The sequence below is a fragment of the Myxococcota bacterium genome (assembly GCA_039030075.1).
GTDB lineage: Bacteria > Myxococcota_A > UBA9160 > UBA9160 > SMWR01 > JAHEJV01.
Window position 1 is genome coordinate 1 of record JBCCEW010000048.1, and the last position, 11,809, is coordinate 11,809.

Sequence of the window (11,809 nt, forward strand, 5' to 3'; positions counted from 1 at the left end):
ACTTCCTGAAGGACATGTCGACCTCGGAGGCGACGCGAGAAGAGGTCGAGCTCCTCGATCTGCAGCGCACCCTCGAGCGCATCAGCCAGGTTCCCCAGGCGACCATCGCGAAGATCGAGGGCTTCGCGCGCGGGGGCGGACACGAGTTCGCGCTCGCCTGCGACATGCGTTTCGCGGCGCGCGGCAAGGCGCGCTTCATGCAGATGGAGGTCGGGATGGGGATCCTGCCGTGCGGCGGCGGCGCCTCGCGCATGGCCCGTCAGACCGGCCTCGGGCGGGCGCTCGAGATCATTCTCGGCGCGCGGGACTTCGACGCCGATCAGGCGGAGGCCTACGGCACGATCAACCGCGCCCTGGATCCGGACGAGATCGGGCCGTACGTCGAGGCGCTGGCGAAGCGCATCGCGCTCTGGCCCGCTGCGTCGATCCAGGCCTGCAAGCAGACGGTGCTCGCATCGATCGATCAGCCCATCGCCGAGGCGCTCCGCGAAGAGGCCTATTGGCTCTACCAGGCGACGAGCCGCACCCCCGCGATCCGACGCTTCCAGTGGGCGAACGATCAGGGAGCCCAGTTCGAAATGAACAACCAGCGCCGCTGGGAAGAGATGGTCGTCGACATCCAGGAGGTCGAGTAGTGGAGGCGGCGGTGACGCAACCCGCTTCGGGGGTCGAATCGGCGTTTCCGACGATCAATCGCGCGTACAACCAGGTCTTCCGGCCGGGCCGGCTGAGCCTGGGGCTGGTCGTGCCCGTCGAGAGCTACCCCGCAGGTCCGATTCCCGAGATGAAGCGGCACCTCGAACGCGCGCAGCTCGCCGAAGCCCTCGGCTTCGCCGCGCTCTGGCTCCGAGACGTTCCGTTCCAGGTGCCGTCCTTCGGCGATGCCGGCCAGCTCTACGACCCCTTCGTCTACATGGGGCTCCTCGCCGGTAGGACCGACCGGATCGCCCTCGGCGCGGCGAGCATCGTGCTGCCCCTGCGCCACCCGGCGCATGTCGCGAAAGCCGCGGCGAGCGTCGATGCGCTGTCGGGGGGGCGCTTGATTCTGGGGGTCGCCTCCGGTGACCGGCCGGAAGAGTATCCGGCGATGGGAGTTCCCTTCGAGGAGCGGGGCGCGCGGTTCCGCGCCGCCTTCTCGTACCTGCGTCGCGTCGGAGACGACGCGCCGTCGTTCGAGAACGAATACGGCAGCCCCGCCGGCGGGATGGATCTGCTCCCCAAGCCCATCGGTGGGCGGCTGCCGCTGCTCATCACCGGGAGCAGCCAGCAGACGCCGGAGTGGGGCGCGCAGCATGGGGACGGCTGGATGACCTACCCACGCAGCACCGCCGCCCAGGCGCGCGTCGTCTCGGACTGGAGAGACCGGGTGACTTCGCAAGGAGGTCCGGCGAAGCCGGTGATGCAGGCGCTGTACGTCGATCTCGCCGAGGACGCCGACGCGCGACCGCAGCCGATCCACCTGGGCCTCCGCCTCGGCGCTCGTCACCTGCACGCGTATCTGCGGTCCCTCGAAGAGATCGGGGTCAACCACGTCGCGCTGAACCTCCGCTTCAACCGGGCTCCGATCGAGACGACGCTGCAGCGTCTGTCGGACGCCGTACTGCCGGACTTCTCCGGCTGAGGAAGATCGATGCAGAAGACGATTCTGATCACGGGCGCCACCGACGGGATCGGCCTGGAGACGGCGAAGTCCCTGGTCTCCCAGGGGCACCACGTTCTGTTGCACGGGAGGAGTGCGAAGAAGCTCGAGCGCGTGGCGGCCCAGCTCGCGTCGCTGTCCGCGGGCGGGCACCTCGAGCGCTATGTGGCGGATCTGTCCGCGATGAGCGAGGTCGATGCATTGGCAGACGCCGTGGCCCAGGAGCACGAGCGCCTCGATGTGTTGATCAACAACGCGGGCGTCTTCGGTGTGGCCGATCCGATCACGCAGAGCGGGATCGACGTCCGCTTCGTGGTGAACACGATCGCGCCGTACCGGCTGGCACAGCGGCTGCTTCCCTTGCTCGATGCTTCCGCACGCGTCGTCAACCTCTCCTCGGCAGCGCAGGCTCCCGTGGACCTGCGCGCGTTCGCCGGTGACATCTCGCTCTCCGACAGCGCGGCCTACGCGCAGAGCAAACTCGCGTTGACGATGTGGTCGCGCGGCCTGGCGCTCGCACTCGGTGATGGGGGGCCGGCGGTGATCGCCGTCAATCCCGGTTCCCTGCTGGCGAGCAAGATGGTCAAGGAGGCCTACGGGGTGGACGGCTCGGACCTCCGGATCGGGGCCGAGATCCTGTGCCGGGCGGGTCTGGCGGAGGAGTTCGCAGCGGCCTCGGGCCGCTACTTCGACAACGACTCGGGTCGCTTCGCGTCCCCGCACCCCGACGCGCTGGACGCGCAGAAGATCCAGGCAGTGATGCAGGCGATCGAGGACGTTCTGGCGAGCGGCCGCTGCTGACCCGGGTCGCCCGGTCTATCCTGCGGGAAAGCGCAGGAGGCCCCCCGTGTCCCAGAGTCCCTTCGACCCCGAATACCAGTCCGTGGCTCGGTTCCTTCCGCGTGGCATCGCGCGCTCGTGGAACCTGTGGCTCATCCGCGCGCTCGGGGGCCTCGCGGGGTTGGGCGCCGACCCGGACGATGTCGAGGTCGTAGAAACGGGGGCGGGCAGCGTTCGCGTCCACCGCCCGAAGGGGCGCAGCGGTGAGGCCTCGCCCGCGGTGCTGTGGCTCCACGGCGGCGGTTTCTTGATCGGGTCGCCGAAGCAGGACGACGCCCTGTGCCGCCAGATCGCCGATGAACTCGGCGCGGTGGTGGTGGCGCCGGTCTACCGGTTGGCGCCGGAGCACGCGTTTCCGGCCGCGCTCGACGATGCCTATGCGGCGCTCGCCTGGTTGGCGAAGCGCGACGACGTCGACGCGTCGCGGATCGCCGTGGCCGGCGCGAGCGCAGGCGGTGGGCTCGCCGCGCAGGTGGCGCTTCGTGCCAGGGAGGAGGGCGAGATTCGCCTGGCCGCCCAGATCCTGGTGTACCCGATGCTCGACGATCGCACGGTGCTCCGCACCGACCTCGACGAGAGCGGCTTCCGACTCTGGGACAACCAGTCGAACCGCATCGGTTGGTCGTCCTACCTGGGCCACGCGGCGGGCGCGGATTCGGCCAGCCCGATCGCCGTCCCGGCGCGCAACGAGGATCTCGGCGGACTACCGCCCGCCTGGATCGGTGTGGGAGCCCTCGATCTCTTTTGCGACGAAGACGTGGCCTATGCCGAACGGCTCCAGGCCGCCGGCGTTCCGTGCGAGACCCTCGTGATCGACGGGGTCTTTCACGGTTTCGACGGGATCGTGCAGGACTCGGCGGCGACGAAGCGGTTCCGGGAATCGATGTTCGCGGCCCTGCGCGCGTCGCTCCGGCCGGCGGGCTAGCCCCGACCGGACTCGGAACGAAACCGAGCGCTTCTCACGAAGCGCTCGGGTGCAAGGCCGCGCCGAGGGCCTCGCCGAACACGCGCATGGCCTGGGCCGCGGCGCGCGGGTCGATCGGATCGGCGCCGTGGTAGCAGCCCGGTGCGTTGTAGAGCTCGACCGGAATGCCGGCTTCCATCAGACGCAGGGCGTAGACGATGCCCTCGTCGCGCAGAGGGTCGAGGCCGTTCGTCTGCACGAGCGCCGGGGGCAGGCCTGACAAGTCTTCCGCGCGGGCCGGAGACGCATAGGGCGACGTGTTCGAGCGATCGTAGTCCTCGCCCAGGTAGTGGAGCCACATTCCCTCGTTGCCGTCGGCGTTGAAGCCGGGGCCGCCTCGGCTCTGCTCATGGGATGCCGTCCGCAGCTGGTCGTCGATCACCGGGATCAGCAGGGCCTGCAGGGCGATCTTCGGGCCCTTGCGATCGCGCGCCATCAGCGCGACCGCCGCGGTGAGTGCACCGCCCGCGCTGCCCCCCGCCACGACGAGGCGGTCCAGATCGATCTGGAGCTCGGCCGCGTGGGCCGCCGTCCAGAGCAGGGCGGCGTAGCAGTCCTCGACGCCGGCGGGGAAGCGATGCTCGGGCGCGAGTCGGTAGTCGACGGCAACCACGACGCAGCGGTGTTGCAGCGCCCAGCCCACGTCCATCAGCTCGAAGGTGTCGGGGTGAGCGAAGACGAAGGCGCCCCCGTGGAGGCTCAGGATGGCGGGCAGCGTGCCGGTCTCGTTCTTTGGGCGGTAGACGAGGACGCGCACGTCGGGGGCACCGTCGGGCCCCGGGACGAAGCGCTCTTCGACGCTCACCTGCGCCTTGAGTTCGGGCGGAGCGACCAGGGGGAGGAGGTCGTTGTCGGTGTCGATGTCGTGACCGCCGCGCGGCGGGATGGGCAATAGATCGTCGGCTCGAGCCAAGGGGGCCTCCGTTCGGCGTCATCGGATTTCGCCGGCAAGGTGTAACCCAGATCGAATCGCGGTGAAGGTCAGGGGCGCATTCCCGTCGTGGCTTCCATTCAACGTCGTGGCTTCCATTCAAGGTGGGAAGAGGGATAGATTGGTCGCTCCCGAGGAGCCCCGACACCGATGGACGTCCTGCGCACACCCGAAGACCGCTTCGCCGACCTCGAGGACTATCCCTTCGCGCCGAACCACCACGCGTTCGAGGGCGTGCGCATGCACTACGTGGACGAGGGTCCCCGCGACGGTCCCGTCGTGTTGATGGCCCACGGAATGCCGACCTGGTCCTACCTGTACCGGCGGATGATTCCGCCGCTGGTGCGCGCCGGGTATCGCTGCGTCGCTCCGGACATGATCGGCTTCGGCAAGAGCGACAAGGTGTTGGACGACGGGTGGTACTCGATCGAGCGCCACTGTCGGTCCTTGCGCTCTCTCGTCGAGGCCCTCGATCTGCAGCGCGTTTCGCTGATCGTCCAGGATTGGGGCGGCCCGCTCGGGCTCTACCAGCCAGCGCACATGCCCGAGCGCTTCGAGCGCCTCTTCGTCCTCAACACCTGGCTCGAGAACCCCGAGTTCGAGTTCTCACTCTTCGCGCGGGTGTGGAACGCGGTATGGCATCCCCACGACACGACGGGCGGCCCGCGCACGCGAGATCCGAACCTGCTGCGTCGCGCCTTCGTCCAGGTCGCCCGGCGCCTGTTCGTTCGCTTCGCGCTCAAGGGCGATCCTCAGCCCTGCGGCGCCGTCGCCGAGCTGATCATGATGGCCGACTACCCGGGTGCGAAACCCGATCTGGGGCCGAAGCTCTATGCGGCCTACGAGGCGCCTTTCCCCGACGACAAGTCGAAGGCGGGTGCACGCCGGTTTCCCCTGTCGCTGCCCTTCTGGAACCCGGCCAGTGGGGATGCGGAGGGCCAGCGGCGCAACTGGGAAACCCTGCTCGGTTGGAAGAAGCCCGTGCACTTCATCTGGGGCCTCAAGGACACGAACTTCAACCAGCCGTGGCTGGAGCGATGGGCGGCCCACTATCCGCAAGCGACCATCGATCGCATCGCGGACGGGGGGCACTTCCTCCAGGAAACCCACGGACCCCAGCTGGCGCAGCGGATGCTCGAAAGGATCGCGGAGGAGGCGGCGTGAGCGACGAACTCGATCTGCAGACGATTCGCGATCGGCTCCTGGAGTTCGCCCGGAACGCCGGGTGCAACGCGGTGGGCGTGTGCAACCAGGAGGGCCTGGAGGGCGGACCGCCGTCGACCGACCTGACGCGGCAGCTCGACGGTGCGCGCGCGGCGATCGTCGTCTCCTACCCGGTCGACGAAGCGAAGCTCGAGCTCTACATGGGCAAGATCGATCACACGCCCTACCAAGAGGACTACATCCGTTCGAACAACATCATCCAGGGCCTGATGGCCGAGATGACGAATCAACTCCGCAAGTTCGGCTACGAGGCCGAGGTGGTCTTCGCCGGGAACACCCCAGCCGACGGCACGCGCGACGACGTGATGCCCCGCAACGAGCGCCAACGGAAGGCGGCGGAGCGCCACCCGGCGAAGGCCAGCGACCAGATGCTGGGTTCGATTCCGCTGATCTCCCAGCGCATGCTGGCGGCTGCGTCGGGCGTCGGCTTCTTCGGCATGTCGGGGAACATCCTCACGCTGAGCCACGGCGCGGCCATCTCGCTCGGGGCGGTGGTGACCACGGCGGATCTGCCCCCGACCCCCGTGCTGCCGCCCGAATCGAACTACTGCGACGAGTGCAACTGGTGCGGGAACGTGTGCCCGACGAGCTTCATGAGCCGCACCGACTTCACGAAGGTGAAGATGGGCGAGCACGATCACCACAAGTACTCGACCCGCGAGCACCACATGCGCTGCGCGGCGCACATGACGGGCATGGCCGGGATCTCGGATAACGAGAAGTACGGCTCGTGGGGGCCCAGTCGAAAGCAGCTTCCGAAGGATGACGATCAGTTGCTCCCCGCGATGTTGGGCATGGCGGGAGACGCGATGCAGCGGCCCCAGGTTCCCGGCGGGTTCTACGACCCGCAGAGGGGAACGCGGACGAACATCATGTGCAGCGCCTGCAACCTGGTCTGCCACCCGGAGAAGAAGGTGCGCGCGAAGCGGATGAAGATGTGGCTCCAGGGAGGCGTCAGCGTTCAGCGCGACGACGGCTCGATCGAGACGATGCCTCTGGACGACGCGCGGGCATACCTCGACGCGATGCCTCCCGAGAAGCGCGCGCTCTACGAGGACGTCGATCCCGACGGAGAGTGAGCCCGCGGCGGCGGCAACCGAGCTACTGGATCGCTCCTTGGATCACCAGCTCCGTGATCGCGTCGTCATCCAGGCCGAGAAGCTCCGAGAGGATCCGGTTGTTGTCCTGGCCCAGGGTGGGGCAGGGCCGCGGCTCTGCTGGCGTTGCCGAGAATCGCACGCGCGCGTTCTCGTAGGGGACCGGTCCGCAGTCGCCGTACGCGAGCGGGACGAAGTGGCCGCGCGCCTCCAGCTGGGGATCTTCGAAGGCATCCCGGGATTCGCAGACCCGATGGGCGGGCACTCCGGCCGCGACCAGCTGGGCCTCGAGGACGTCGCGCTTCTGGCCGGCCGTCCAAGAGGCCAGCGCCGTATCGAGCTCGTCCGCATGATCCAGGCGGGCTTCGGCGGTCGCGAAGCGGCCGTCCTCGGACCAGCCGAGGCTCGCCACGCGATCGAGGGCCGCGAAGCTGTCCTCGTCGGGCGCCGCAATCGCGATCCACTGGTCTTCGCCCGCCGTGGGATAGACACCCGAAGGGCCGTAGTGGGGATGGGCGTTTCCGCGGGCACCCAGGACGCGACCGTTCGCGGTGTAGTCGAGCAGTGCCGCACCGAGGAAGTGCATCGATGCCTCGGCCTGGGAGAGGTCGATGTGCTGGCCCACTCCCGTGCGTCGCGCATGATCGACGGCCGCGAGGAGCGTCGGGACCGCAAAGCGGGGCGAGACGTAGTCGGTGTAGGCGACGTAGGGTGCGCACGGGCGCTCGCCGGGCCAGCCGGTCACGAAGCCGAAGCCGGCGATCGACGAGCCCATCGTCCCGTAGCCCGCGAGCATGCGGTGGGGCCCGGTGTGGCCCATCAGCGAGCTCGAGAGCATGACGAGCGACGGCTTGCGCGCGCCGAGCACCGACCAGTCGAGATCCCAACCTTTCATCGCCCGGGGAGAGAAGTTCTCGACGACGACGTCCGCCCAGTCGACCAGAGAGAGCACCAAGTCGCGGGCGCCGGGGGCCTTCATGTCGAGGCCGAGGCTCCGCTTGCCGAGGTTGATGCTCGAGAAGTTGGCGGACCGGTTCGGGCCCGTGGTGTCGTCCTTCCAGGGCTGCATGGCGCGCAGGGAGTCTGGAGCGGTCGGGCTCTCGACCTTGATCACGGTCGCGCCGAAGTCGGCGAGCTGGCGGGTGATCGCTGGCCCCGCGTACACCCAGGTGAAGTCGAGCACCTTGAGACCGTCGAGGGGGCGACTGCGCTCGCCGTTCGCGCGCTCTGTGCTGGCCAACGAGGCGGGGCCGCTCGGCGCCCGCTCGCGTTCTTCCGGGCGCATTTCGCCCAGTCGAGGCGCCGGTGTATTCGTCACGAGAGGGGTCGCACTCAGGCGCGCGAACGCGCCCGGGTGGGGGACTTCGCGATCCATGCCCGGTTGCCGAATCGGCACCCAGAACTCCCGTGCCCGGAGCTGTACCGAATCGACGAGGTCGCGGAAGTCGTTCATCGGGACGATCAGCAGGTTCCGCTCGAAGGCTGCTTCGAGGATCTCGGCTTTCGTCTTCGAGCGCGTGAAACGTTCGATCGCGGCAAGGACCGCCTCGTGGGCCTCGACCGTCGTCTCGCCGCCCATCATCTTGGCGGCGTAGCGCACCCAGTCTTCGTTCCGGATGGCGTCGGTCGCGAAGCCCTCTTCGTCCATCCAGGCGAAGAACCGGGCCGTCGCATGTCCGATCGGCTCCCCGAAGAGGAAGGTGAAGTTCATGTAGCCGTCTGCGCACGCATAGACGAAGCGGACGCGGTAGTCGCCGAGCATCACGCCGCCCCCGGTGCGCCGGAGCGGAGTGGCGTTCCATCCGAAGGAGAGCACGCCGGACTGGTTGGCCTGCATGTAGGAGACCTGGGCCGACACATCGAGTTGCTGGCCGCGCCCGGACCTCCGCCGCTCCTCGAGCGCGATCACGATCGCCGACGCGGCGTCTCCGGCGGCGTGGTAGAACGCTTGAGGGACGCTCGGCACGATCGGCGCGCGGTCGGCATCGCCGGTCATGAAGTGGGTGACCGAGGAGGCTGTCGCGGTGAGGTCGGTGGCCGGCCAATCGGACTTCGGGCCGATGCTCCCGTAGGCGCTGATCGAGCAGACGACGAGACCCGGAGCCGTGTCGTTGAGGGCGTTCGGGGAGAAGGCAGGGCCCAGATCGCCGCGGGACCCGTCTGCGATCCAGACGTCGGCGCCGCGGGCGAGCTCCAGGAGCTCCATCCGCCCGGCTTCCGTGCCGAGATCGAGGATGAGGGAGCGTTTGCCGCGATGGTGCGCCCAGAACTCGAGGCTGCGTTCCGGGTCCGGGAGGTCTTCGGCAAAGGGACCCCGCCGCCGCGACGCCAAACCGCCCGGCGGCTCGATGAGGATCACCTCGGCGCCGAGCTGGGCGAGGATCTGTCCGGCGAGCCCAGTGCCGCCATCGGTCAGATCGAGCACGCGGAGGTGGGAGAGCATGAGAGTGGCTCCGTCGCTTCGCGCGCCGCGCGGGTCTTCGGGAGGCCGAGGCGAGGCTCGACGAGTATGCTGCGCAGACACGGTGTCCCACGACGGTGACACCGACGGCGCTCACACCGTGAGAGCAGTGTCTGCCGCTAGGCGCAGCTGCGTCAAGCGCAACGGAACGGCGAGGAGATTCCCATGATCACGCTCTATCAGTTCGCGACGTCCCCCCTGTGCGAGAAGGTGCGTCGCATCTTGAACTACAAGGGGCTCCCCTTCGAGATCCACGAAGTGCCGCGCGCCAAGGCAGCCGAGTACGCACACGTCAGTCCGACCGGGAAATTCCCCGCGATCGAAGACGACGGAACCGCCGTGTGGGACTCGACGGACATCGCCCACCACCTGGAAGCGAAGGGCGGCGACCGACTGCTCGTGCCCGCGGATCCGCGCGAAGCCGCCATGGTCCACGTGCTCGAAGACTGGGCCGACGAGAGCCTGTACTTCTACGAGATCACGATGCGGGTGGCCTGGGAACACAACGCATCGCGCGTGGCGGAAGAGTTCGCGGCGACGATGCCCGGCATGACGGCCGAGGCGGTGCTGCCGCTGGTCACGAAGGCGGCCCAGGAGCTCACGAGCAAGCAGGGCCTCGGTCGCAAGCCCCAAGACCAGGTGGTGCGGGACGTCGAGCGCCACATCGCCGCGTTGGAAGGACTGCTCGGCGGCGGCGATTGGCTCGTCGGAAACACCGTGTCTCTCGCGGACATCGCGGTGCTGGTCGAGCTGAACGCCCTCGAGTACGCGCAGGAGGCGGCGGAGCGGCTCACTGCCAGCGTGCCCGTCGCCGCCTGGCGCAAGCGCACGAGCGAGATCGCCCCCGACTAGGCTGCGACCCGAAGCGTCAGCCCCGATGCTTCGGGGGCGGCCTCAGGGCGGTCAAGCTCGAGATCGCCATGAGTTCTCCCGACCGCGCGAACAGGCGCATCGATCCATGGAACACCTCGGCGCCGATGTGGGCGATGGACATGTCGGCGAGGATCCAGTCGGTTTCCCGTGGCGCGACCACCCGCAGCGTGTTGTCGAAGCCAACGCTCCCGCGGGTATCGGGATGGGCACCGGCCAGGAAGTCTCCGAGGATGGCGAGCGTTCCCGCACTCGTACCGTGACCGGCGAGGAATCGGAACCAGACCGCCTCGCGACCCGGTTCGTCGCGGTGGGCGCGGCGCCTCTCGAGTTGGGACATCAGTCCGCCATCGTCGGGTGTCTCGAGCCGTGGGCATTCAGCCGAGTCCGGGACGCTCGGGACCGCGCAGAAAGAGACCCCGGCGGATGGGTCCGCTTCTCCGAGCGCGCCCGCGGCGACGAGGATCGTCTCGTCACCGTGGAGCAGCGTCGCCCGCATCCGAGTGGCTCTGCGCCCCCGGCCGAGGACCTCCACGCGGATCTCGAAATCCCTCTCGGTGGGCGCCGGCGCGAGAAACTGGGAGGTCGCCCAGAAGAGTGACTTCCCGGTTTCCTGCTCCATCGCCTCGATCGCTGCGGCCGTGGTCACCCCGCCCATCGGTGCCCTGCGACCCGGAATCCCGACGCAAGCGGCTTCCGATGCGCGGAGGCGATAGCGCGCGTCGCCGATCGACTCCGGAACCCAGAAACGCTCGTTCGGCGGCACTCGTTGCTACTTGATCATGCCCGCGATCATCCGGTCGTAGACCCCGTCGCCGAACCATTTCCGCACGGCGATGGTCGTACCTGCCATGTTCCCTGCGACATACCGGGTCTTCGGCTTCTTCGCCGAAGCCGCCTGCAGGATCACCTTCGTGACCACCGAGGGTTCGGAGCCGCCCATCCCTTCGACGAGCTTGATGAACTTGTCGACCATCGGCCGGTACGCACTGTTGCCCGTGCGTTCGACGAACTTGCTGAACGCGACGTCGTTGAACTCGGTGTTGATCGTGCCCGGTTCGATGATGACGACCTTGATACCGAACTGGGCGGTTTCCATGCGGAGGCTGTCGCTCCAGCCTTCCAGGGCGTGCTTCGACGCGATGTACCAACCGCACAGGGGAAGGGGGACACGACCGCCCGCAGAAGAGATGTTGATGACGCGTCCCTCGCCCTTCTCGCGCATGTACGGCAAGGCCAGCTGGGTCAGGTGTCCCAGGCCAAAAAGGTTGACGTCGAAGATGGCGCGCGCGTCCTCCTGCGACATGTCCTCGATCGAGCCCTGGTCGGCATAGCCCGCATTGTTGATGAGGATGTCGATCCCGCCGCGCTCTCGCGAGATCTGATCGACGACCGCTTGGACGTCTTCCTCCCGCGTGATGTCCATCTTCAGGGTCGTCGCACCGAGCGACTTGAGGTCGTCCATGGCGCCGAGCCGGCGTGCCGCCGCGTAGACGGTGTAGCCTGCATCGATCAAGGCCTTGGCGGCATCCTTTCCGATTCCAGCGGACGCTCCGGTGATCAAGACGGTCTGGTTCGTGCTCACGAGGTGACTCCTTCGTTGGGTTCCAGGATCTCCTGGAGAATGGGCATCGCGATGTCGCGGTCTGCGGCGATGTCGCGACAAATGCCGAGGTCTTTCTGCGGCATCGCGGGAAGCGGAATGCGCGACGGTGGGAAGCGAAACTGCTCCGACACGACGCTGCGCCCGCTCGATTGGTTGAGGATCGACATGAAGTGATCG

General features: G+C 68.1%; 12 protein-coding genes. 7 read left to right on the plus strand and 5 right to left on the minus strand.

Going from position 1 to position 11,809, the window contains the following annotated elements; translation table 11 throughout:
* The 4 genes from AAF430_26350 to AAF430_26365 all read left to right on the plus strand — a co-directional run.
* Nucleotides 1–635 (plus strand): enoyl-CoA hydratase/isomerase family protein (locus AAF430_26350; protein ID MEM7413778.1); only part of this gene is annotated, 635 nt, incomplete at its 5' end.
* A gap of 11 nt (nucleotides 636–646) precedes the next feature.
* Entirely contained in the window at nucleotides 647–1,621 is a 975-nt protein-coding gene (locus tag AAF430_26355) for an LLM class oxidoreductase (GenBank protein MEM7413779.1), read from the plus strand.
* A gap of 9 nt (nucleotides 1,622–1,630) precedes the next feature.
* Nucleotides 1,631–2,440 carry an SDR family NAD(P)-dependent oxidoreductase gene (locus AAF430_26360; protein MEM7413780.1) on the plus strand — a complete coding sequence of 270 codons (810 nt, stop codon included), beginning with the start codon at nucleotides 1,631–1,633 and terminating at the stop codon, nucleotides 2,438–2,440.
* 46 nt (nucleotides 2,441–2,486) lie between these two features.
* On the plus strand, nucleotides 2,487–3,404 hold the full coding sequence (locus tag AAF430_26365; GenBank protein ID MEM7413781.1) for an alpha/beta hydrolase: 918 nt from the start codon (nucleotides 2,487–2,489) through the stop codon (nucleotides 3,402–3,404).
* A gap of 34 nt (nucleotides 3,405–3,438) precedes the next feature.
* Here the strand turns inward: AAF430_26365 and AAF430_26370 are convergent, their stop codons facing one another.
* On the minus strand, nucleotides 3,439–4,356 hold the full coding sequence (locus AAF430_26370; GenBank protein ID MEM7413782.1) for an alpha/beta hydrolase: 918 nt from the start codon (nucleotides 4,354–4,356) through the stop codon (nucleotides 3,439–3,441).
* A 168-nt stretch (nucleotides 4,357–4,524) separates the two neighbouring features.
* Between AAF430_26370 and AAF430_26375 the strand changes: the two genes are divergently transcribed.
* Together AAF430_26375 and AAF430_26380 are read left to right on the plus strand one after the other, a co-directional pair.
* On the plus strand, nucleotides 4,525–5,538 hold the full coding sequence (locus AAF430_26375; GenBank protein ID MEM7413783.1) for a haloalkane dehalogenase: 1,014 nt from the start codon (nucleotides 4,525–4,527) through the stop codon (nucleotides 5,536–5,538).
* Entirely contained in the window at nucleotides 5,535–6,677 is a 1,143-nt protein-coding gene (locus AAF430_26380; GenBank protein MEM7413784.1) for a hypothetical protein, read from the plus strand. Before AAF430_26375 ends, AAF430_26380 begins: the two co-directional genes overlap by 4 nt.
* 22 nt (nucleotides 6,678–6,699) lie before the next feature.
* Here AAF430_26380 and AAF430_26385 read toward each other — a convergent pair whose 3' ends face one another.
* Nucleotides 6,700–9,138 (minus strand): CoA transferase, encoded by a 2,439-nt coding sequence (locus tag AAF430_26385; protein ID MEM7413785.1) that lies wholly within the window; start codon nucleotides 9,136–9,138, stop codon nucleotides 6,700–6,702.
* A 183-nt stretch (nucleotides 9,139–9,321) separates the two neighbouring features.
* Between AAF430_26385 and AAF430_26390 the strand changes: the two genes are divergently transcribed.
* Nucleotides 9,322–10,008, plus strand: a complete 687-nt coding sequence (locus AAF430_26390) for a glutathione S-transferase family protein (protein MEM7413786.1) — start codon at nucleotides 9,322–9,324, stop codon at nucleotides 10,006–10,008.
* A gap of 16 nt (nucleotides 10,009–10,024) precedes the next feature.
* Here the strand turns inward: AAF430_26390 and AAF430_26395 are convergent, their stop codons facing one another.
* The 3 genes from AAF430_26395 to AAF430_26405 all read right to left on the minus strand — a co-directional run.
* Nucleotides 10,025–10,792 (minus strand): thioesterase family protein, encoded by a 768-nt coding sequence (locus tag AAF430_26395; GenBank protein MEM7413787.1) that lies wholly within the window; start codon nucleotides 10,790–10,792, stop codon nucleotides 10,025–10,027.
* A 6-nt stretch (nucleotides 10,793–10,798) separates the two neighbouring features.
* Nucleotides 10,799–11,611, minus strand: coding sequence for an oxidoreductase (locus AAF430_26400; GenBank protein ID MEM7413788.1), 813 nt, complete (start codon nucleotides 11,609–11,611; stop codon nucleotides 10,799–10,801).
* Nucleotides 11,608–11,809 (minus strand): hypothetical protein (locus AAF430_26405; GenBank protein MEM7413789.1); only part of this gene is annotated, 202 nt, incomplete at its 5' end. The genes AAF430_26405 and AAF430_26400, both read right to left, overlap by 4 nt.